The 21,439-nt window shown below is 42.3% G+C and carries 19 protein-coding genes and 1 tRNA gene; 7 read left to right on the plus strand and 13 right to left on the minus strand.

The window, feature by feature from the left end; translation table 11 throughout:
* Positions 1-211 precede the first annotated feature (211 nt).
* The 3 genes from AC07NA_RS12030 to AC07NA_RS12040 all read right to left on the minus strand — a co-directional run bounded on the left by AC07NA_RS12030 (position 212) and on the right by AC07NA_RS12040 (position 3,476).
* The gene (locus AC07NA_RS12030; RefSeq protein WP_494897804.1) at positions 212-1,333 is read right to left on the minus strand and encodes a zinc finger domain-containing protein; all 1,122 of its coding nucleotides are present in this window, start codon (positions 1,331-1,333) and stop codon (positions 212-214) included.
* Between the two features lie 40 nt (positions 1,334-1,373).
* Positions 1,374-2,507, minus strand: a complete 1,134-nt coding sequence (locus AC07NA_RS12035; protein WP_494897805.1) for an SPFH domain-containing protein — start codon at positions 2,505-2,507, stop codon at positions 1,374-1,376.
* Between the two features lie 174 nt (positions 2,508-2,681).
* The gene (locus tag AC07NA_RS12040) at positions 2,682-3,476 is read right to left on the minus strand and encodes a carboxylesterase family protein (protein ID WP_494897806.1); all 795 of its coding nucleotides are present in this window, start codon (positions 3,474-3,476) and stop codon (positions 2,682-2,684) included.
* 168 nt (positions 3,477-3,644) lie between these two features.
* Between AC07NA_RS12040 and crtD the strand changes: the two genes are divergently transcribed.
* The 5 genes from crtD (at position 3,645) to AC07NA_RS12065 (ending at position 11,368) form a co-directional block, all read left to right on the plus strand.
* Positions 3,645-5,123: a 1-hydroxycarotenoid 3,4-desaturase CrtD gene (gene crtD / locus AC07NA_RS12045; RefSeq protein ID WP_494897807.1), complete on the plus strand. Its 1,479-nt coding sequence runs from the start codon at positions 3,645-3,647 to the stop codon at positions 5,121-5,123.
* An 88-nt stretch (positions 5,124-5,211) separates the two neighbouring features.
* Positions 5,212-5,283: transfer RNA gene (locus AC07NA_RS12050), tRNA-Glu, on the plus strand.
* 120 nt (positions 5,284-5,403) lie between these two features.
* Positions 5,404-6,120 carry a hypothetical protein gene (locus AC07NA_RS12055; RefSeq protein WP_494897808.1) on the plus strand — a complete coding sequence of 239 codons (717 nt, stop codon included), beginning with the start codon at positions 5,404-5,406 and terminating at the stop codon, positions 6,118-6,120.
* 613 nt (positions 6,121-6,733) lie between these two features.
* Positions 6,734-7,291 carry a hypothetical protein gene (locus AC07NA_RS12060; RefSeq protein ID WP_494897809.1) on the plus strand — a complete coding sequence of 186 codons (558 nt, stop codon included), beginning with the start codon at positions 6,734-6,736 and terminating at the stop codon, positions 7,289-7,291.
* A 366-nt stretch (positions 7,292-7,657) separates the two neighbouring features.
* On the plus strand, positions 7,658-11,368 hold the full coding sequence (locus AC07NA_RS12065; RefSeq protein WP_494897810.1) for an ABC transporter permease: 3,711 nt from the start codon (positions 7,658-7,660) through the stop codon (positions 11,366-11,368).
* A gap of 191 nt (positions 11,369-11,559) precedes the next feature.
* On the opposite strand, the gene AC07NA_RS12070 is transcribed toward AC07NA_RS12065, so the two are convergent.
* The 6 genes from AC07NA_RS12070 to AC07NA_RS12095 form a co-directional block, all read right to left on the minus strand.
* On the minus strand, positions 11,560-12,288 hold the full coding sequence (locus AC07NA_RS12070; protein ID WP_494897811.1) for a carboxypeptidase-like regulatory domain-containing protein: 729 nt from the start codon (positions 12,286-12,288) through the stop codon (positions 11,560-11,562).
* Positions 12,289-12,556: 268 nt separating this feature from the next.
* Positions 12,557-12,985 (minus strand): VOC family protein, encoded by a 429-nt coding sequence (locus AC07NA_RS12075; protein WP_494897812.1) that lies wholly within the window; start codon positions 12,983-12,985, stop codon positions 12,557-12,559.
* Between the two features lie 43 nt (positions 12,986-13,028).
* Entirely contained in the window at positions 13,029-13,520 is a 492-nt protein-coding gene (locus AC07NA_RS12080; protein WP_494897813.1) for an SRPBCC family protein, read from the minus strand.
* The gene (locus tag AC07NA_RS12085; protein WP_494897814.1) at positions 13,520-13,837 is read right to left on the minus strand and encodes an ArsR/SmtB family transcription factor; all 318 of its coding nucleotides are present in this window, start codon (positions 13,835-13,837) and stop codon (positions 13,520-13,522) included. Before AC07NA_RS12085 ends, AC07NA_RS12080 begins: the two co-directional genes overlap by 1 nt.
* A 251-nt stretch (positions 13,838-14,088) precedes the next feature.
* Positions 14,089-15,012 carry a DUF4299 family protein gene (locus AC07NA_RS12090; RefSeq protein WP_494897815.1) on the minus strand — a complete coding sequence of 308 codons (924 nt, stop codon included), beginning with the start codon at positions 15,010-15,012 and terminating at the stop codon, positions 14,089-14,091.
* Positions 15,013-15,209: 197 nt separating this feature from the next.
* The gene (locus AC07NA_RS12095; protein WP_494897816.1) at positions 15,210-15,458 is read right to left on the minus strand and encodes a hypothetical protein; all 249 of its coding nucleotides are present in this window, start codon (positions 15,456-15,458) and stop codon (positions 15,210-15,212) included.
* Positions 15,459-15,764: 306 nt separating this feature from the next.
* On the opposite strand from AC07NA_RS12095, the gene AC07NA_RS12100 reads away from it, so the two are divergent.
* Positions 15,765-16,919 (plus strand): glycoside hydrolase family protein, encoded by a 1,155-nt coding sequence (locus tag AC07NA_RS12100; RefSeq protein ID WP_494897818.1) that lies wholly within the window; start codon positions 15,765-15,767, stop codon positions 16,917-16,919.
* A 121-nt stretch (positions 16,920-17,040) separates the two neighbouring features.
* On the opposite strand, the gene AC07NA_RS12105 is transcribed toward AC07NA_RS12100, so the two are convergent.
* A complete protein-coding gene (locus AC07NA_RS12105) occupies positions 17,041-18,231 on the minus strand; it encodes an FAD-dependent oxidoreductase (RefSeq protein WP_494897819.1) in 1,191 nt (396 codons plus the stop codon).
* An 83-nt stretch (positions 18,232-18,314) separates the two neighbouring features.
* Here AC07NA_RS12105 and AC07NA_RS12110 point away from each other — a divergent pair, with 83 nt between their 5' ends.
* Positions 18,315-19,283: a helix-turn-helix transcriptional regulator gene (locus AC07NA_RS12110; RefSeq protein WP_494897820.1), complete on the plus strand. Its 969-nt coding sequence runs from the start codon at positions 18,315-18,317 to the stop codon at positions 19,281-19,283.
* A gap of 75 nt (positions 19,284-19,358) precedes the next feature.
* Here AC07NA_RS12110 and AC07NA_RS12115 read toward each other — a convergent pair whose 3' ends face one another.
* From AC07NA_RS12115 to AC07NA_RS12125, 3 genes are all read right to left on the minus strand, one after another.
* Positions 19,359-19,661, minus strand: a complete 303-nt coding sequence (locus tag AC07NA_RS12115; RefSeq protein ID WP_494897821.1) for a putative quinol monooxygenase — start codon at positions 19,659-19,661, stop codon at positions 19,359-19,361.
* A 68-nt stretch (positions 19,662-19,729) separates the two neighbouring features.
* Positions 19,730-20,410, minus strand: a complete 681-nt coding sequence (locus AC07NA_RS12120; protein WP_494897823.1) for a type 1 glutamine amidotransferase domain-containing protein — start codon at positions 20,408-20,410, stop codon at positions 19,730-19,732.
* Positions 20,411-20,674: 264 nt separating this feature from the next.
* Positions 20,675-21,238 carry a Crp/Fnr family transcriptional regulator gene (locus tag AC07NA_RS12125; protein WP_494897825.1) on the minus strand — a complete coding sequence of 188 codons (564 nt, stop codon included), beginning with the start codon at positions 21,236-21,238 and terminating at the stop codon, positions 20,675-20,677.
* Positions 21,239-21,439 lie beyond the last annotated feature (201 nt).

The following is a 21,439-nucleotide window of genomic DNA, read 5'->3' on the forward strand; positions in this document are numbered from 1 at the left end:
TCAACGCACGATAGATGACACTCTCATTCATTAAACAGAACTCTGCGTTATTATAAATAAACAATTCAGCTATTTTTATTTCAAGGGGTTGCAGGCTTCGGATAACCGAAGCCTTTTTTTTATGATGGATGGGCTTTGTTAAAATAAAAAAGCCTTTCGAAGTGTTAGAAACTTCTAAAGGCTACTTCCTGTTTGTAACTTAAAAAGTTAATCAATTCCCGTTGCCGAAAACAATAATAGCGATGGCTATTATGATGAGTGCCAGTAAAACGGTGAGTGTAATCTTGATCCAGCTGAGCGGGCGTTCGCCGATAACCTCGCCTGTACTGGCGTTGATGGTGAACTGGTATACCTTTCCGCTGTAAGTGTATGAGCTTACCCATACCGGTAGCATGAGGTACTTAATGCCTTTGTTGAAATAGTCGCTGTCGGTATCGTCAATGCGCTGCTCGTCGCCGCCAATATCGTTGCGGATGGCGCTTTCTATTTCGGGCTGCATCATAATGACGGCCTGGTCAAAACCGGCCTCGGGTGCCAGCTGATAGGTTTCGGCACGGAAACCGCTGATGTAGCGTTCGTCAAACTTAAGCAACATATTAAAAGCCCATGGGCCAAGCTTATTTAGTGTTTTTGTTGGTAACGATTTGCTGGCAGGTACTACCAAATCGCGAAAATCGCACTGTACCGTGCCCGATGCCGAATACCAGCGGGTATGGCGTACTTGACGGGTACGGGTTTCACTGCGCCCGTTCACGTTTTCGGTATAGGTTTCGGTTACGTAATAGTGTTCGCCGCGCTGCCCTTCGTAACGGGTATTGGTATCGGCATCAAAAGCCCAATGCGGAATGTATACGCCTTGCAACGAAGGCATCATATTGCCGCTTACCTTCTTCACCAAATCATTAGGAGCAAACCACAAGCCCTTCATCCATTTTTGAAAATACTGTATGGCGGCATCCTTAGTAACAAAAAATGGCAGCACATAATGCGGCCGAACGTATTGCTTTTCGGCAGACAGATCGAGTACCAGCGGAGATGTACAGAACGGGCATTTATCGGCCGTAACATTAGCGGCAAGCACGGTTGATGAGCCGCAACTATTACATTTAACGGTCTTCAGCCCGGCATCCTGCCGGTAATTTTCACTTTGGGCTATAAACGCTTCATAGTCCAGCGTGATGATCTCCCTGCTATCCGGTGCCGATTTAATTTCGTTGGATACCCCGCAATAGTTGCATTTTAGGCTATGCGTGCCCGGGGCAAAATTTAGTATAGCCCCGCAACCTTTACAGTTAAGCGAATTATTTATTACGGCACTTGCCTCCGGTTCCATACAGGGTGGTTTAAGTTTTTATAAATGTAATTGCCGATGATTAAGCGGTTGGCAATGGCGGCGGCGTGCTCTTGAACAGATCGGCCACCTCGGGCAGTGTAGCTACCGGCGCCCAGGCTGCCATACCTTTTTTCCAAACCATGCTGCTCTCGCTAAATGAGCGTTCGCCTGCCATTTGGCTTAGCTGGTGCAGGGTAAACGGCCCGTTCGATTTATCGGCAATAACCACGTAGTATTGCTCTTCGGTGGGTATTGGCGGTGGTCCGCCCGCTGTAGGTCGCGGGGTGCTGCCCTGGTTAGGGTCGAATTTGTTTTGCTGGAAGATATTGCCAACCTGTCCCATCATGGCCGCGCCAACACCTAAGCCCATACCTGCCGCGCCAAGGTTGCCCCCAATGCTGTTCTCGGCAGATTTTTCGATAGCGTTAGCTGCCTGAAACTGCGCGTAAGCACCCAGGTTGCCCACTATGCCCATGCTGCTGCGTTTATCAAGCGCCTGCTCCACTTCGGGCGGCAAAGAAATATTTTCAACCAGCAGCTTGGTAAGGTTAAGGCCTATCTCGGCAAAATCGGGCTGTATATTGGTGGTGATAAGCTTGCCCATTTCATCGTAATTGGCAGCAAGATCAAGCACCGGAATTTTTGATTGAGCAACAGCATCCATCCCGCGTGATACGGCGATATTGCGTAACTGCTCGTTAATATCTTCTACATTAAATTCTGGATTGGTAGCGGCTATCTGTTGCAGAAACAATTTAGGATCCTGCACCTTAAAGTTATACGAACCGAAAGCCCTTAAACGTACAGGGCCAAATTCGGCATCGCGCAGCATTACCGGGTTTTTAGTGCCCCAGCCCTGGTTGGTGAACTGGCGGGTGCTCACAAAAAATACATCAGCCTTAAACGGACTGTTGAAGCCATATTTCCAACTTTGCAGCAGGGTAAGGATGGGCATATTTTGCGTGGTAAGTTCATACATGCCGGGCTCAAAAACGTCGGCAATTTTGCCTTCGTTCATAAAAATGGCTACCTGCGATTCGCGAACGGTAAGCTTGGCGCCCATTTTAATGGCATTCTCATACCTCGGAAACTTCCATATAATTGTATTATGAGTAGTATCTACCCACTCAATTACATCAATAAACTCGTTTAATAATTTGCTGAATAGTCCCATAGCGTTTTCAATTGATAGATTGAATAAATATGTAAATTATTTTAAATATATCAATACATAATTTGCCCGGCTAAAAAAGCTTAGCTGTGAAGTATATCAAACAACTCACAAAAAAGTAATCCCGGCATATTTATCATACACCGGGATCCTGAAAAACTATTTAATCGGTAATTTCTATTTTTTGTTGGAGAACAGCCACGGCAACAGTCCGGCTTCGGCGAAAGCGTTGTTCCAGCTATCGTGCCCAACGTTGGGGTAAAGGCTGAATTTAGGGTTAGCGCCTTCGGCTTTCAAAGCGGCTACTACTACTTCCGAGTGATCTGCCGGTACAATCGGATCCTTACCTCCGTGGAAAACCCAAAGTGGCACCTTCTTGGCGTATTTGGGTACATTCAGCGAGTTATCGCCGCCGCATATAGCAATTGCCGCCGCGAACAGATTCGGTTTACGTCCCAGCATTTCAAGCGTACCCATGCCACCCATTGACAGGCCGCCAATGTATACCTGTTTTTTATCGATATATGGTTTCTTCAACAATTCATCGGTAAAACCAAGCAAGGCAGCCATAGCTTTGGTAGGCGCGCTGTCATCAGTTTTAAACAGAAACTTGTTTTTGCCGGTAACATCATTGTGCTCAATATCTACGTTAGACCAAAAGCTTTCGGCAGGGCATTGCGGGAAGATCACTATAGCGCGGTATTGCTGCCTTATGTCGGGCCTCAAAAACAAGTCGGCACCGTAGGTAAGCTGGGCATTGTTATCCTTGCCCCGTTCGCCCGCGCCATGCAGTATAATTACAACCGGGTATTTTTCGGTCGGGTTAAATTGCAGCGGGAACAATATGCGGTAGGGCATGGTATCACCCTTTGCGGCGTACAGGCCTTTATCGTAAGCTGTTCTGTCCTGCGCCTGCGTAATAAAAGGAATACCCAGCATAATTATTAAGAAGAGTTTTGATACTAATTTCATACGGTTAAATATTTTATTGAAACGGCTTGTTTAAAGGTATTATTAAATACTGATAAATCTCGTTGCTGTAACAGGCATTATTTAACAGCGTTTTATCAACAAAGTTTTTGCGCAGGGCAACAATAGTAACATGGCTTTAAAATTTTTGCTTTAGGTATATTTGCGGGCATGCCTACCAAAAAAGCGCTTATTATAGGTGCCGGAATAGCCGGAATAGCCACCGCCATACGTTTAGCCGGAAAAGGCTACAGGGTAGAAGTTTTTGAGGCGAATGCTTATCCCGGAGGCAAGCTATCTGAATTTACACGTGATGGCTTTCGGTTTGATGCCGGGCCCAGCCTGTTTACCATGCCCCAATATGTGGATGAGCTTTTTACACTGGCCGGTAAAAACCCGCGCGATTACTTTAACTATAAAAAGCTGGATACCGTTTGTCGCTACCATTACCCCGATGGCACTCAATTTAACGCTCCCGCCAATGTGGATGATCTGGCAAAAGAAATAAGCCGTAACACAACAGAACCGGCCGACTCGATTTTAAAACATGCCGACTACAGTGAGCGGATCTACCGCATAACCAACCACGTTTTTTTAGAACGATCATTACACCGTCTGCAAACTTATTTGAAGTGGGATACCTTACGATCGATATTTCGCCTGCGGCAGATTGACAGCATGCGCACCATGCACAAGGCCAATCAAAGCTTTTTTAATGACGCACGGATAGTACAAATGTATAACCGCTATGCCACTTATAATGGCTCAAACCCATACGAGGCACCGGCCACACTCAACGTGATACCGCATCTTGAACAGCATTATGGCGCTTACTTTCCGGATGGCGGAATGTACAGCATTATCCAAAGCCTGGTGAAACTGGCGGAGGAACTGGGTGTAAAGTTTCATTACAATTCGCCGGTACAGCAAATAATAGTTGAAAACCATAAAGCCCGCTATATATTGGTGCACAACCGCGAAATTAAGGGCAACATCATTATATCCAACATGGATGTATGGTTCACCTACCGTAAGCTGTTGAACAACTACCCGACCTTGCACCCTAATAAAACCCTGAAACAACAACGCAGCAGCTCGGCGCTGATATTTTACTGGGGAATAAAAAAACGGTTCGACAAACTCGATCTGCATAATATTTTTTTCAGTGCTGATTATGCCGCTGAATTTAAACACATCTGGCAAAAAAAGAATATTTACCACGACCCAACCGTATACCTCAACATCAGCTCGAAACATCAAAACACCGATGCCCCCGAAGGCTGCGAAAATTGGTTTGTGATGGTCAACGTACCGGCCAACTCCAGCCAAAACTGGGATGCGTTGATTGCCAAAGCGAAAGAAAACATCCTCAATAAATTATCAACAGCGCTACAAGAGAACATTGAAGACCTGATAGTTACCGAAGACATCCTTGACCCGCGGAGTATTGAACAGCGCACATCCTCATACCGGGGCTCGCTATACGGCACCAGTTCCAACAATCGTTTCGCGGCATTTTTGAGGCATGCCAACCGGTCGGCAAAGGTAAAGAACCTGTATTTTTGCGGGGGTAGCGTACACCCGGGAGGAGGCATTCCGCTATGCCTGCTTTCGGCCAAAATTGTAAGCGACTGGGTAGGCGATAACTAATACTGCTTTATCTGTTTAGTGCCAAATTTTGCATCAGGTATTGCCAAATTAAAATATAAGCCTATTTTTGCACCACCAAATAAAAAATGGCCCGTTCGTCTAGGGGTTAGGACGTTAGATTTTCATTCTAGAAACAGGGGTTCGATTCCCCTACGGGCTACTGAAAAACAATTGATGCCTTAAGTTAATCAACTTAAGGCATTTTTTTTGGATTAAATTATTTTATAGTTTCCATAACAGAAAGATTAATCCTTTACCGCTAATTGCTGTCATAGCCTATATGAAAAACCTTAACCATATTTATGCCTTTGCGCTTTTGATGTTATTTACATCATGTAAAAAAAGTGATCACCCGAAACCAGTTGTTGACGAGCCTGCCGAGCAGGTAATAGCCATTGTTCGCGATTCGGTATCTTATACCATAGATGGCCAAAACTATACAGCCGGTGGCGTTGGCCTCAATTCTATGCACGTTGGCGGTCAGGAGGCTAACCGCAAACTTGTTATTAACGATAACAACCCGCATAATTATACCCTTGTAGGCAACCCAGACTCTGTGATGTACTATCAAAAAAATTCTATTTCTGCTAAAAGCGCAGATATAACTGTTACTTTTTTAAGAAAATACCTTAAGCAGAAACAAGGGGTTTCGTGGATGCCGGGCCGAAATGATGTACTTAAATTGTTTACTGTAGGCAAGTATGCTCTATCTGAAGATTTCGAATGGCAAAACACCCAAAATGGTATTGCCATTGATATAGCAGCTGGCTCATCTTACAATGCATATAACGGAGTTAATACTGTTGTAGCCGCACCTGGTTTTCAAAAAAATTCCACCTTTGAGATTATAAGCTTCACACAAGCAACATCTGGCAGTTACAATCTGAAAGCAAAATTTACCGCTACAATACTTGACGCGGCGGGCAAGCAAAAAAAAGTGGAGAATGGTTATTTACAGCTAAATTTTGTTCCCTCGTACAATATCTATGGTAATTAAACAGTAAAAATATCATCGACACATGTAAGTTTTCATCTTGCCGATGGTTGTCAAATAGGAACAGTAAAACTTGTGTTTGCGTAGCACCTACGCCTCTCACTACAGCCAGCACCCCGTGGTGGTTATTCCTATGTTTAATCGTAAAGATTCTATAAGTATGAAAGCTACTTTGCCAGCGGCCACAAGCCGGAGGCTTGGGGTGGCAAGGGAGTCTGTATACCTTGCGGCATTCTGATAGAAAGTTCTCCAATCAGTTGCCTGCCAAACTTTTCAGGCCTTTGATAAAAGGGTTCGAGATTTTCTCTCTGTGAGCTACATAAAAAAGCATCGATCAATATGGTTGATGCTTTTTTATACTTACTATTTTGGTGAATCCTCGTCCCAATCTACTATCTGCGCCTGTCGGTAAAACGCTAAAGCTACTGATTACGCTAAGCTACGGCGGACAAATACGGCGGATAATAAACGCTTGATTTTCATTCCAAAGCCGTTCGCTACCGACGTTTCCGTTACTATTTTAACTTTATTTACAAAATTTACATTTTTATTTACAATCCAAATCACCCGACCAGGAAAACATCAAAGTAGGTTTGCTGAACCAATTTGAAAGGATATGAAAAATAAAAAAAATGTCATCTATGCGGTGATCTTACCGCTGGTTGTGGTGAGTGGATTAGTATTTGCTAATCGTGAAATTGAAAATGGAAATGAGCGATCTCCAAAGCCGTTGTCCATTGCTGACAGCATAGCCCATCGGGACGACAGGAAAAAATGGGAGGCTTCTCCCGACGGTATAAGGTACAAAGAATGGGAGGTTTTTCCTGAAGGTATAAAAGTGCACGCCAGTCATGATAAAATAAGGAAGTACATAAAGGATTTTTCCAATATGGAGGCTGTGGTAACCTCTGTTACCTTTCAGCGCAAAAACAGCAACTCATCAGGACCAAAATGGCTTATAGTCAAAATTAATGGCGAACAATACATGATGCAATTTATTCCTGATGATTTTGAGCAGTTAAACAGCCTGAAAGTTAACGACAAAATAATTGTAAGGAGCCGCAGCGCAGGGTATTCGCCAAATCATCCATATTTAATTATATCGGGCGACTATATTGAGCAAAACAACAAGGTGCTTTTTAAACGTGATTTTAGCAAAAACAACGGATGCTGAGGATTACCGGCAAATGTCCTCCGAAACGCTAACAAGTGTTTAGAAGATCTTCCCTTGGGGTATAAAAACCATCAATCATACACGATTGGTGGTTTTTTTATGCAGCGTAAATTCAAAATAAATCAACAAATTACATCTGGGCTGCTATTTAATATATCCTGGCTTTTTCTTCAATAAAAACAGGTGTTAATGTGCTTGGGGCTAAAAGGCTATGAAATATAAAATACCGCTCGCCTCCGGATGCTTTTATCTTTATATTCGTTTATAGTGTGCTGGCGCACCCTTCAAGTGTTAATAATGAACAGCGTATTTGCTGTAAAAAATCTATATTTCAACAAATAGTAAACAGGAAAACAACCGGGATAGATGTTGCAATTGAATCCATATACCTTTCATATTAACGCCTACCACTTAGCGCTTTTGGGAGCAATATTTATCGGCCTAAATTTCATGCTGTTGTTATGGTTTAGTCCCCAAAAAAAGCGGGCAGCAAACCGTTTTTTCGCTCTGGCATTAGGCACCGCGGTTTTATGGATGACGGAAACATTAGGCATCGATATCGGCCTGAGTACCTATTTCCCGCGCTGGGATTGGCTACCCCTTCAATTTTCGCTGGCAACCGGCCCGCTCATTTTCTTTTATGTGCTCAAAATTACCAGGCCCGAATACAAATTAAGGGGTAAGGATTTACTGCACTTCAGCCCGCTGTTGCTGGAGCTGGGCGCTCATGTATTGGAGGTTAATGAAAGCATGAAAACGGGCGGGGCAACCTATACTACCCACATATTTCAACAGTTAAATCTGGCACTCCAATTTTTGGCGTTTTTTTCGGTCAGCATTTACCTGTGCCTGTGCTTTATACAGATAGATCGTTTTTACCGGCAACTCAAATTTAATTGGGGAGACCGTCCCCGGAACGAGCTGCAATGGCTGCGTAATTTACTGTTAACCTTCGGATTGGTGTGGTTGTTATGGATCCCTTTTGCTGCCGCAGATTATTTCTACTACCATAACCAACCGGGCGCACATCCTTATTATCCATTACACCTGCTGTTGGCTGTAGTGAGTATTGGAATGGGTGCCGTGGTTTTTCTAAGGCCGGGCGATAACGCGCAGGCAGATGCGCCATTGTTTTTAAAATCATTGATTCCGGCGGAGCTGAGGCAAAAAGGCATTTGGCTGAAGAATACGATGAAAGCCAATCGGTACTACCAGGACCCGGAACTCAATTTAAGCTTGCTGGCCGAAAAGCTTGACATGAGCCCGCATGAGTTATCGCGGATAATTAACACAGCACTCCAAAAAAGTTTTAACGATTTTATCAGCGAATACCGTGTTGCAGAGGTTATCCGAAAAATGCAGGATCCGGCAAACGATCATATTACCCTGTTGGGCATTGCTTACGATTCCGGCTTCAATTCAAAAAGCACCTTTAACCGGATTTTTAAGGAAATAACCGGTAAAAGCCCGGCCGAATATAAAACTGAACTGAAAAAAGAGCTCCCAACTTATAATATGGGACGTAATGGCCGCTTTGCAACGGTAGTTTCGGGCAATCAATCTGCACTGACGTGGACTGACTCGAAATTCAACTACAACTTTATGTTCAGAAATTATTTAAAAACGGCATTCAGAGGATTTTGGAAGCATAAGCTATTTACGATAATAAACGTTGCCGGTTTATCTATAGGCATCAGCGCCTCGGTAGTAATTTACCTTATAGTGAACTATGATTTTACGTTCGATAAATTTCACAAGGACAACGACCGTATTTGCCGCGTGGTTATGGATATGGAGCTGTCTAACGGGCAAAAAATCCATTCCAGCGGAGTGCCGGGTCCTTTGGCCGCTGCAATTAAAAACCAGGTAACGGGTATTGAGGCCACTGTACCTATCTATGAGTTTTGGCCTCATTTCGTTTATATCAACAATAAGCAAAAGCGGTTTAAAGATCAGAACGGGATGACATTTACCGCCCAGGAATATTTTAAGGTTTTTAATTATGTATGGCTTGCCGGTTCGCGGCAGCATGCGCTTGATGAACCTAACCAGGTAGTGCTAACATCGCAACAAGCCAGGTTGTATTTCCCGGCGTTAAAATATAAAGACATGATAGGTAAAACGGTTACCTATGATACGCTAACAACAACAGTTAGCGGCATTGTACAAACGCTTACACAAAATACCGACTTTGCCTTTAACGGTTTCGTATCTATCAGCACCATAACCACAAACAAAAGTTTTGCCGCATCGTCACACATCACTAATTGGGGGCACATTTTTTCGGGTTCAGAGGTTTTTGTAAAGTTGATGCCCGGCATTTCGGCAGCTAAGGTTTTAAAACAAATGAATACCCTTTATAAGGAAAATAACCCACCCCCGCGCGATGACAGGGCGCTTGCCAACAATGTAAACTTACGCTTGCAGCCATTAGATGATCTTCACTTCAACGCGGATTATAATATTTTCAGTTTTTCATCGCCGGCAAACAAAACCGCCGACTATGGCTTATTGGCTATAGCCGGCTTCCTGTTGCTGCTGGCCTGCATCAACTTTGTTAATTTAACTACCGCCCAGGCCGGCCAAAGGGCAAAAGAAATTGGCATTCGTAAAACAATGGGTGGCACCCGTGCGCAATTGATAGTACAGTTTTTAAGCGAAACATTTTTGATAACCCTTTTCGCGGTTGTTATCTCCGTTTTACTTGCACCGGTTATTTTAAACCTGTTCTCCGACTTTATCCTCCCGGATATCCGTGTAGATTTTCTGCATCAACCGGAGATCATGCTGTTTCTGCTGATCTTAACAATTGTGGTAACCGTTTTATCGGGTTTTTATCCGGCCCTTATGCTGTCGGGTTACAAACCTGTTTCGGTATTGAAAAAACAGGCACAAAGTGATAGCAGCAAAACACGACATGCATGGCTGCGTAAATCGCTTACGGTTTCTCAGTTTGTTGTAGCGCAGTTTTTTATTATGGCAACTGTTTTGGTAAGCAGGCAAATTCATTACGTATTAAATAAAGAACTCGGGTTTAAAAAAGATGCCATCCTGGTTGTTAATGCTCCATGGAAGGCCGCCACGCTCCGCGATAATAAGGCGCTGTTGAATAGCTTTCAATCAATACCCGGGGTTGCTTTGGTAGGTTTAGGCAGCGACCCGCCTTCGTCTGACGTTTTTAACAGAACGCGCAGTGTTTATAATGCCGGAAAAAAGGAAATAGTAACAGAGGAAATAGTAGTTAAAACGGGCGATGAAAATTTCATCAAAACATATCAGCTAAAATTGCTCGCGGGCAGAAACATACTCGAATCAGACACCGGAAAAGCCATTATCATTAATAATACGTACGCGAAATTATTAGGATTTAAGCATCCCGGCGATGCTATAGGGAAACAATTAGACAAGTTTAGCGGGCGCAGAAACATTAGTATTATCGGCGTAGTAGCCGATTTTAACCAGCGGTCGTTACATTCGCCAATCTATCCGTCGGCTATTTCATGGGGTAGCGAAAAATACGGGGAGATGCGAACTTTACATGTTAGTTTAAAACCACAAACTGCCAATGGCAACGAATGGAAAACTACGATTGCGCGCATGGCCAAAGCCTGGAAAAAGGTTTATCCCGACGATGATTTCGATTGCCAGTTTTATGATGAAACGATAGCCCAATTTTACGAGGAAGAACAACACACATCAACCTTATTAACGTGGGCTACAGGCTTATCAATATTTATTAGTTGCCTTGGTTTATTGGGCCTTGCAATTTATACAACCAACCAACGCGCCAAAGAAATTGGTATACGTAAGGTGCTTGGTGCTACTGTTACACAAATTTTAACCTTGCTATCAACAGAACTGGTATGGCTCATTTTACTTGCCTTTATCTTAGTAACGCCGGTTGCATGGTATGCCATGAATAAATGGATGGAAAGTTTTGTTGATCACGTAGCTATCAGTTGGTGGGTCTTCGTTATCAGCGGCGCAGGCATGTTGGTTACGGCATTGTGTACTTTAAGCTTCCAAACCTTGAGGGCTGCTATTGCCAACCCGGTAAAAAGTTTAAGAAGTGAGTAAAAACACGTATTCATCTATCCTTCTAATTCTTTCTTTTAAGCCGGAACAAGACTGAATCAGTATACTAACCCGCCAATAGTCTCAAGTCTGCTAAAAGGCATTCGAGTGAATGCTGCTATGGCTATTTTAAGAGGCAAGTCAAAGTTTTTGATTTGCCTTTTTCTTTGCCCTCAGAAACTGCATTTACTATATCAAAACATTTCAGATCGCATCCTTTCGTCTTTAGAAAGCGTTTTGAATTTTTTATACGCGCTGTTTAAATACAATAATAAGTTAAAAGAATTTGCCTGGAAAACAGCCAGGCCTGGTTTGTACCGTTTTATAAAACTGTTAATTTCTTCATCGCCTACAGGGATGTACTTTTGAACAGTATCCTTACAAAAAACCCTGTCGATGTTTATAGCAGTTTCTTCATCATTGATTAATTTTTCGATTTTCTTCTTCTTTTTCTCATCCTTTTTCCAATACCAAAGCCTTAAACTTAACCCGCCTTTATAGTTTCCGTCATCGTCCATTTGCTTTTTCACCGTTTGATTATGAAAATCAGGGTCTTGATATTGAAAGCGTTTAGTTGATACTGCCTTGTTCGCGTTAATTTTCACCCCCTCAAGCCAGCGTTCAATTTGCAGCAGGTAGATTTGTTTAAATTTGAGGTTGGTTAACAAAATAGTGTCCGGCCTGTAGCCTTTTGCAGCAATTACCAGTAAATCATTAATTGCTGCTTTTATTTGAAAATTGCCGTTAGTGTCGGTATACACATGTTCGGCTTTTGATATTATTGAAATTTCAGCGGATGAGATAGCATTTTTAGTACCCATCTCATATATTTTGCCCTGTACTGTCTGGGCTTGTACAAGTTCGGCATAGAAGAAATAAATAACGAACAGGAACAGTAGCTTCAGTTGAGCAGTAACGTTCATTTTAATACAGGTTTAGTGTGCGTTGCTTTAGTTATTCCAATCTGTTTGAAAATATGAAACGCAACATGGTAAAATATAGTATGTTATTCAATATCAATGACTATTCAAATTATTTTACTACTTCTAAAAACCCGGTAAGAGGTTCGAAAAAAATTTCTTTTTGGTTACTAAAGAAGCCGTTTTACTTTCGTAAAACGGCTTCTTGTTTGATTTTCGGAATGCACGGCACGAGTGCAGCAGCGAGATTATTTTCGCAGCCTGTTATCCGTTATAAAGCGGGATCGAACTCCACGATCCATTCAATACCATATTTATCCCTGAACATGCCGCCATAGGTTCCCCAGGGGCTGTCGCCAATTTCTCCCTCAACCTCACCACCTGCTGATAATCCGTTAAATACCTTGTCGGCTTCGTCACGGCTTTCGGCACTAACCAATATTTTAGATCTGTTTTCGTTTTCACTTACCCGTCCCATAAATTCGGGAACATCATTGGCTATTAACACATTGTTTTTGCCAATGGGCAAAGCGATGTACATGATCTTGTTCGCGTCGTTTTCCGCTACCGGAAATTCATCGCTTGACAGGTCACCGAAACGGACGATCTTTGTAAATTCTCCGCCAAAAACTGATTTGTAAAAAGTGAATGCTTCTTCGGCATTGCCATTGAAGTTGATCCAGGGGTTAATTGCTCTCATAATTTTTATTGTTAAATGTGATTATAATTTTCTTTTATAAGTTTCACGATAAAGTGGTTAACAGCTCTTCCAGGTTTTTTAAGGTCATGGTAAACCCTATCTTAAAGCCTTCCAATAATTTCTCCAATCGTTCGAAAGATTCATTAAAAATGACAATGTGTACTTTGGTTATGCCATTTTGCTCGCTGAAATTGTAATCCCATTCAGAACCCGGCAGTTCCCTGTTTTCGTCTTTATCTGCAAAGGCGTTGTACATCTTAAAATTGGTTTTCGGGGTAATGGATGTAAATTCCTGTACCGACCAACGCTCTTGCCCGTCGGGACTTATCATCGCGTAAAACCGCCGCCCGCCTACTTCAAAATTCATGTACTTGGTTTTGGCGCGCATGGGTGCAGGTGCCCCCCATTGGTCAAGCAGTTCAGCTTTGGTAAAGGCATCCCATACTAAAGATTGCCCTGCATTAAACTCCCTGGTTATGTAAACCGTTTTCGCGGCTTTGTCAACATTAAAATCAAATAGCAAATCGTTGTTCATTATTCCTGTTCTTTAATGGTTGTTAATAATTGGTCGAGTTGATTAAATTGAGTTTCCCAGCTTTTTCTGAATTGGGCTAACCAGTGGTCAAACTCCTGCATTTTTTTCGCGTTAAAGTGATAATAAATTTCTCTGCCAGCTTGTTCCGGTTTTATCAGTTCGCACTCGTGTAATACTTTAATATGTTTTGATACGGCCTGCCGGCTCATATCAAATTTATCTGCCATGGCATTAGGTGTTAATGCCTGAATAGCCAATAAAGTTAAGATAGCCCTGCGTGTTGGGTCGGATATGGCCTGGAATATATCTTGTTTCATTTTTTGCCCGGGCACATTTAAGCAACCCATTGGTTGCAAATATATGCGCAACTTTTTAGTTGCGCAAATTTATTTGCATTTTTATTTCAGGGTGAATTATAGAACGCGTTTAAAGAGTTATCAAAAAAAGGTTTTTGATAACTTGCGCCACGATTATAAAATACCCTCCCGGGAAACGAAAAGGGTGAATCAAATGAATTGTTATAAATCCCTTCTGATAAGAAGACTCAAGACAATAATGAGTAAATACGTTACCGCTTCCAAAATTGCCACCATTTACTATAGGTAACTTTTGTTTGAGTTTCTGCAGATTTATGTTCAGTTGTTTTAATTTCAGCGACTTGGCTTTCAGCCAAATGGAAGTACTCCATAATCTCTAAGTATTTCTCTTTATTAATTGGTTGAAGTATATATTGCGCTTCATCGATCCTTGTCAGCAAGAGAGATGGGTGTTGTACGAATTGTTGATGACCAACCTTCAAGATCTTGCCACCAACTCTTAGGATGACCCAATCTGACTTTTGAAGCAGCAACTTATAATTTGGCAATATAACCTGAATAGTTTGTACACCTTCCGGAAAATCCGCATCCATAAGGCTTGGCACTTCTAATTCGTCTATTGCCTGTTCAATAAATTGTATCTTTCTAATTTCATCTATTACACGGTCGGCAAATTGCTCTTCACTGGGCTGATCTTGCGAAATTTTATCTAAAACGTATTTCCCGTAATAAAATGGCCTCATACAGCCTGATAACTTAATTTCGTCGCTCTCTTGCAAAAGAAAGTTCAACATATCAACACCGTTTAACCGGGATGCGTGCGCCCATTCTGTACCGTATTGAGCTTCAAATTCGTTTAAAGTAAGTTCATCATCCAAATCTGTTGAAATTGGAGAATTATTGATGTGTGCAATTGCCATAGCCAGTTTGGCACCCAGCACATAATCGGCAGTACTTGCGCAAATGTTCAGCTCTACATCATAAATATCATCACTAACTGTAAGCGCCACTCCGCGCGACGACTCATTATTCAAATAAAATTTATTATACCCGATGATAACGGTATCGGGTTCAATTTTTCCCCTTATACAAACATTAGTTGGAACGAAGCTATTTTCAAGCAGTTGCTTATATGTAACATCTTGATTTTTATTTATACTTATGTGATAACTCATAACACCTAAGTTAACACTAAATAGCACACATCATAAAATCAGATTGTTCGCATAAACATAGCTTGGTTTAAGTGCACCGACAACCGCTGGTCTATTCATCGCTTCTCAATTTAAGTACAAAATGCACCGGTCTTTTTACCGTTTTTGCCGCAATTACTTCAAATAATTATATTATTAATTGGGGAGGGGATTCGCCACTATTTTAAATTTCTTTCTTTTAATAATATTTCCAACTCTTTACTTCTGGCTTTATTTTTAGCGGCTATTGGTATATATATCAGGGGAAGAAAAGTTAGTAAGCCAAAGCCATTTCTTACAGTACTGTAAACGGCAACACCAATCAAAAAGCCAAAGATGGCGGCATCGAAAATTTTGGTGGATTTAGTTTTTTTTGCTTCTTGTAACAGCTCCTCGTTTGTTAATTCTGTTAATTCTTTTTGGCTCATTTATGTAATATATTTTGATGCTTAGGTGTTGATAGCTTGGTTCTGAAATTCCCGGCAAACTATCGCTGTCTTGATTGCAATTTTACTAAATTAAAACTTTCCTTCAACAGACAAACCAGAATATAACATCAATCTCATGAGTAACATATCAGATCTCCTTTATACTGTACTCATATATTCTGTTTTTCCGGGTCAAGATTCCCAATGTTTATGCAATAATCCATTACGTTCAGCGCTTTATCCATTTCATAATTTGCCCGGCAGGCATACTTTTGAAAGCATAAATCCAATTATATAACTCTGAAAATGAAAACCAAATCAACTGCAAAGCAGCTGCTTGCTGTATGTTTATTTTTTGCCTGCGCACTGGTAAGTAACCGGTTGCTTGCGCAGGATAAAAATGGCCATCAGCTACCAACAGCCAAAGGTAAACCAACAAAGGTACCGTACGCCCATATGGCTTTAACTGCAAAATATATTGGCCCGGCAGTAGCCGATTCAAATTGGTATAACTGGTGCGTATCGCCGATACAGGGAAAAGATGGCAAAATTCACATCTTCGGTGCCCGCTGGCCTGCGGCAGAAGGTATGGAAGGCTGGACCGGGCCTAATGCCGAGATAGCACATTTTGTTAGCGACCGCCCGGAGGGGCCTTTTAAATATGTGACCACCGTACTGAAATCGTCTATGTTTACCGACCAAAAAACAATGTGGGGGCCGCATAATCCCCGCCTCGAATATGTAGATGGCAAATACATGCTGCTCTACATTTGTCAAAATCCGTCAAAAGAAACAAAGCAGAGGATCGGGATGATGGTTGCCGATAAGCTGGAAGGCCCCTGGAAATTTGTAGGCGACAAAGGTGGTATTATTATTCAAACTTCCGACGACTCAAAACATTGGACCTATCAAGGCGCTATCGGTGCCGATAACCCGGCATTTGTGAAGATAGGGAAAAGGTATTATGTATATTTCAAATCGGGCACACCGGGACAAATGGAATCGAAATATGGTTACGCGGTGGCCGATAAATTAGAAGGGCCATACATGCTGAGCGACCATCCGATAACTGACAATGTATCATACCTCGAAGACGCGCAGGCATTTAAATGGGGAAACAAATACTATCTGTTAACTACCGATAATCTTGGCGGCAATACGGGCATCTATGGTGATATTACCCTTTGGGAGTCAAAGACTGGGTTAGATTTTAAACTGGCTGATTCAAAAATAGCCATGGGAAATATTTTAGATTATTGGGGAACGGCAGAGGATCATAAAAAGCTGCTTTCCAAACCGGGTGTTTTTAACCGGGACGGATCGGGCAAACTTGAACGCCCCGCGATTTTGATGCTGAATGGCAAGCCAGCCTATTTCTATAGCTCAGCGGATTTGAACGTTAACGGTGAAAAGGTTTCAGAATCATATGTATTTAAAATTGATTGGCATGATGGAAAATAAGTAGACTTCCTGGTGTCAAATATCATATTGGGTTCTTAAGTAATGAGTGCAATTAGTTTGCACTCATTACTTAATTAATATCTCATATAAAGATTAAAACCAATCAGGCATCAGCTTATCATCAAGTATTCCCGGCGGTGTCAATGCCAAAAAGTCCCATCAAAAACTGCAAATTATCTTCTGTGTGGAAATATTCGGTATTTCTTACGCTTTCGTCGGTTATGAGCGCGGAGCGTTTAAACATCTTTTGTTCATAGGAAGCGATGGCTTGCTCTATGGTTTCAGATTGGCTAAGGCATAAGGCCTCGTACAGGTCCAGCGCGTCGGCCAATGCCTGGTTGGCACCCTCACCGGCATAGGGCGGTACACGGTGTGCCGCATCGCCTATCATGGTAAGGTTGGGCAAAGCTTTCCAGTATTGATTTGCCGGGAAATGATACCATACACGGGGTGCAAACGTTATCGCGTCGGTAGCGAATAGCTCGTCCCAGTCACGGCTCCAATCAGCAAATTCATCTTTAAACCAGGCACCTACAGAAATTCTGTCGGTTAAATCAATGCCTGAGTTTGCCAGCCATTCTTCGGGTTTCTTTACCCCGATCATAACGGTTAGCGTACCATCACCTTTGGTTATAAATTTAATGCTTTTACCCTTTTCAAGCGCAAATAGGCTTCCGCTTTTTACTAATTGCCATATCTTTGGCGTATTTGCCGCCGCATTGTAAATAGTCCCTTCAATATCTGTTACGCCCGAATATACTGGCGCTATATCAGTAATATATTTCCTTAGCCTGGAGTTGGCCCCGTCGGCCGCGATAACCAGGTCGGCATAGGCGTTTGTACCATTCTCAAATTCTATGTTCCAGCCTGCGCCCAACGGGCTCATTGCCGTAAAGCGGGCATCCCAAACAATGTTGTCTTCTTTGATGGAGCCTATAAGCATATCGCGCAAGCGAATGCGGTCTATCTCGGGGCGAAAAAGTTCATCGCCGAACCCGCCATCGGGCTTTTGGTTATGCTCATCATATATAATGTCCATTTGGCTGTCAACAATTACGGCCTTATCAGCTCCGGGGCGATACAATGTTTTAAATTCATCCATCAGTCCGGCCGCCTCAATGGCTTTCAAACCGGTATCATAATGCATATCTAATGTAGACCCTTGCTGACGGATATTTCGGTTAGCATCGCGCTCATAAACTTTTACATTTACGCCCTGTTGCTGTAAAAGCCTGCCAAGCATTAAGCCCCCCGGACCACCGCCAATAATGGCTACCTGTTTACCATCTAACAACATATCTTTTATGATCAATTAAATTCCTTTTTTTAACGTTTACAAAATTCTATATACATTTATAATTAAAATAGCCACAAATGCTTTTAAAATAGTCGCGAATGAAAATTTCTGTTTTAGATAAGCACGACACGGGCATAGTAGCAGAGTTTGCGCGGGCCATTGGCGCTGATGTTCGCGGCCGTTATGTGTATATCCCCGAAAGCAAAGGGGCGGGCTATATTACAGGCTTTTCTTGGGGAAATGATCTGCGTATGATGATCAGGAATTATCATTTGAAAGAGGATGTTTCTATAGAATGGACCAATGAGGGGATGGCCGGGCAAGAGAATGTAGTATTCCTGCTGAGTGGGATCTTTCCGCCGCTGGTACAACCTCACGGGCAATTATTACCCGAGCAAGCGAATATATTGATATGCAAACAGGGTGTTTCATCGGTTATTAAAATGCCGTCGAATACAATTTTCGGGAGTGTAACGATTCGGGTATCGCGGCAGTATCTGCACCAGCTTTTCGGGCAAACAGATAACCCCGTTGTGGCAAGTGTTTTAGAGGCAGCTAATAACTTTATTTTTGAAACCGGTGTTTCTGCCGAAATAATAAAGACCGCCGGAGATTTTCTGCATCAGGCTGTACCCGAAAGCATTGAAAGCCATTATTACAGGTTGAAATGCGAAGAGCTGCTCTGCCACATATTTACAATATTAATGCAGCGGGAAGCTATACCGGCAAGCGCTATACATATTGAAGATATAAAAGCAATTTATGCCATTAAGGCACATTTGCAATTGCATATAAATGAACCGCCAAACATAGCCATACTGGCAAAAGAGGCGGGTATGAGCGAGCCCAAACTACGAAAGCTTTTCAGGCAAACCTTTGGGAAAGGCGTTTTTGAATATTACCAAACCGTAAGAATGCAGAAAGCGGCTCAATTACTGCGTGAAAAACGACTGACCGTATCTGAAGTTGGCTATCAGCTGGGTTTTACCAACCTGAGTCATTTCGCCCGGGTTTTTGAGGAACACATCGGCATGAAACCGAAAAAATATTCGGCAAGTATGAAATGACAATACTTATTATAATTAGAAAGGGAGGTGGCTTACGCTCCATCTCCCTTTCTAATTACCAGCCATCTTCAATAATTAAAACAATAGCGGCGTAGTTAAAATCACCTCACGTGCCTCAAGCAGCGGAACAATTTTACCGATAACTATGGTTTGAAAATGTTCCGAGTTACGGTGTCGCTCTACCGCGGCTTCATCTACATATCCTTCAAATAATACCAATATGTTTTCATTTGAATTGTCCTGATGTATTTTGTAGAAGAGGTTGCCTTCTTCTGAAGTGCTCTTCGCGACTACCTCGGGGATTAAGTTTAATACGGTATTTAAATGGCCTTCTTTAACCTGCCATTTGGCAAATACATGAATGGGTTGTTTGTTCATCTTTTTATAATTTTTATGCAGTGCATATGGTGTTCAATATGATGTTATTTAAGCGATACTTAAATCACTTAGGCGTTAGCAGCAGCTAACAGCGCTACTACCTTTTCGCCTACGCCTTTAGCAGAGGCGGGGTTTTGGCCTGTTACCAGGTTACCATCCTGAATGCTATTATCAGACCATGGCGCGGCAACGTGGTATATAGCACCTTGCGCGGCCAAGGCGGTTTGCAGGTCGAAAGGCACATCGGCCCTGGCGTAATTATCTTCCTCTTCGGTAGTAAAAGAAGCTATATTTTTACCATTCACCAGGTAAGTGCCATCGCTCAGCTTTACATTAAGCAACGATACCGGACCATGACAAACAGCGCTTACAACGGCACCGCGTTCGTAAGTTTCTTTGATCACCTGTTTAAGCAGCGGCGCTTCGGGCATATCTACCATAGGCGCAAGTCCGCCGGGTATAAATATAGCATCATAAGCGCTTACATCTACAGTATCTAATTTTACGGCTTTCTGCATATCTGCCCATCCGTTACCTGTTAAAAATTTCAGGTTGGCCGGGTCATCTGCCAGGTTAAGCGCGTCTAAATAAGGGGTATCGCCGGTTAAGCTGGCGAAATCTATTTGATAATCGGCTTTTTCAAACTCATAGTAGGGGTGAGCTACTTCGGGTAAAAAGTTACCTGTTCTTCTGTTGTGCGGGCCAATAACATTAGCGTTTGAAACGATAATTAAAATTTTCTTTTTCATGGTTTTAAGCTTTAATATGATTGTTAATAAATACTGTTTAATTGCTTGATTTACATTACAAATTTGCATTGTTTACTACCCCCGATACAAGGAGGCAAGTCACAGAAAAAGTGTGACCGAAATCACACTGATTGTTTATCGCTAAAAATTTGGAGATATAAATTGCCGGGAGCCGGCCATAGTATTTACAGGGCAAAAGCATTTAAGGCTGCTCTTTTAAGAAAGAAATATGCAGCAAAAGAAGGTATAAGAATGATTACCGGCTTACCGCGAGTAGAGCCTGCTCAACGTTTCGCGGCTAACGCCAAGATATTCGGCGATATACTTTTTGGGGATCTTTTGCATCATACGCGGATACAACTGGCCAAACTCCTCGTAACGTTGCTGGGGCGTGCTCGATAATAATGAAATGATCCTGCGCTGCTGGGCTACATAACCCTTGGTGAGTTTAACCCTAAAAAGGTGTTCCATTTTATGCAGATCGGAAGAAAGGGTTTCCCGGCCGTGAAGCGTTGTGCACAATACCTCGGCATCTTCCATACATACTATATGTAAAGTAGCCTGTTTTTGATTAAAGTAAGCCTGGTAGTCGGCCATCCACCAGTTTTCACCGGCAAATTGTACAATATATTCCTTGCCCTCGCTATCCAGGTAAAACATCCTAAACATGCCCGATAAGATGAGGTACTCATGAGTGGCCTGATCGCCCTCCTGAACTAAATACTGATGCTTTTTAACCCGCTTTAACGTGAAGAAGGCTTTAATATGCTCAAACTCTTCATCGTTTACGGGGGTGATCTCTTCAATATGTTTTCTTAACCTGTCCATCAGTATCGCCCCTGTTTTGCGGGCACTTAAAAGTAGATAAAAGTATATTTACAGAAAACACCGTAACGGTAATAATTAAGCCGACCACTTACATAAAAGTCAACCCTAAACCATTCTCTGATTATCAGCGAAATAAACACTTGTTATCTAACTTAATCCTGTACGGGGAGCACACTGGCAAGATGTTTCTTTTTTATCAAA

The sequence above is a fragment of the Mucilaginibacter sp. GW821-FHT07G05 genome (assembly GCF_059418565.1).

Coding starts and splice junctions, on each gene's coding strand:
- AC07NA_RS12060 (WP_494897809.1), top strand. CDS start 6,734: ATGAAAAATAAAAAAAATGTCATCTATGCGGTGATCTTACCGCTGGTT.
- AC07NA_RS12075 (WP_494897812.1), bottom strand. CDS start 12,985: ATGAGAGCAATTAACCCCTGGATCAACTTCAATGGCAATGCCGAAGAA.
- crtD (WP_494897807.1), top strand. CDS start 3,645: ATGCCTACCAAAAAAGCGCTTATTATAGGTGCCGGAATAGCCGGAATA.
- AC07NA_RS12090 (WP_494897815.1), bottom strand. CDS start 15,012: ATGAGTTATCACATAAGTATAAATAAAAATCAAGATGTTACATATAAG.
- AC07NA_RS12040 (WP_494897806.1), bottom strand. CDS start 3,476: ATGAAATTAGTATCAAAACTCTTCTTAATAATTATGCTGGGTATTCCT.
- AC07NA_RS12070 (WP_494897811.1), bottom strand. CDS start 12,288: ATGAACGTTACTGCTCAACTGAAGCTACTGTTCCTGTTCGTTATTTAT.
- AC07NA_RS12080 (WP_494897813.1), bottom strand. CDS start 13,520: ATGAACAACGATTTGCTATTTGATTTTAATGTTGACAAAGCCGCGAAA.
- AC07NA_RS12085 (WP_494897814.1), bottom strand. CDS start 13,837: ATGAAACAAGATATATTCCAGGCCATATCCGACCCAACACGCAGGGCT.
- AC07NA_RS12055 (WP_494897808.1), top strand. CDS start 5,404: ATGAAAAACCTTAACCATATTTATGCCTTTGCGCTTTTGATGTTATTT.
- AC07NA_RS12110 (WP_494897820.1), top strand. CDS start 18,315: ATGAAAATTTCTGTTTTAGATAAGCACGACACGGGCATAGTAGCAGAG.
- AC07NA_RS12030 (WP_494897804.1), bottom strand. CDS start 1,333: ATGGAACCGGAGGCAAGTGCCGTAATAAATAATTCGCTTAACTGTAAA.
- AC07NA_RS12035 (WP_494897805.1), bottom strand. CDS start 2,507: ATGGGACTATTCAGCAAATTATTAAACGAGTTTATTGATGTAATTGAG.
- AC07NA_RS12115 (WP_494897821.1), bottom strand. CDS start 19,661: ATGAACAAACAACCCATTCATGTATTTGCCAAATGGCAGGTTAAAGAA.
- AC07NA_RS12065 (WP_494897810.1), top strand. CDS start 7,658: ATGTTGCAATTGAATCCATATACCTTTCATATTAACGCCTACCACTTA.
- AC07NA_RS12095 (WP_494897816.1), bottom strand. CDS start 15,458: ATGAGCCAAAAAGAATTAACAGAATTAACAAACGAGGAGCTGTTACAA.
- AC07NA_RS12125 (WP_494897825.1), bottom strand. CDS start 21,238: ATGGACAGGTTAAGAAAACATATTGAAGAGATCACCCCCGTAAACGAT.
- AC07NA_RS12100 (WP_494897818.1), top strand. CDS start 15,765: ATGAAAACCAAATCAACTGCAAAGCAGCTGCTTGCTGTATGTTTATTT.
- AC07NA_RS12120 (WP_494897823.1), bottom strand. CDS start 20,410: ATGAAAAAGAAAATTTTAATTATCGTTTCAAACGCTAATGTTATTGGC.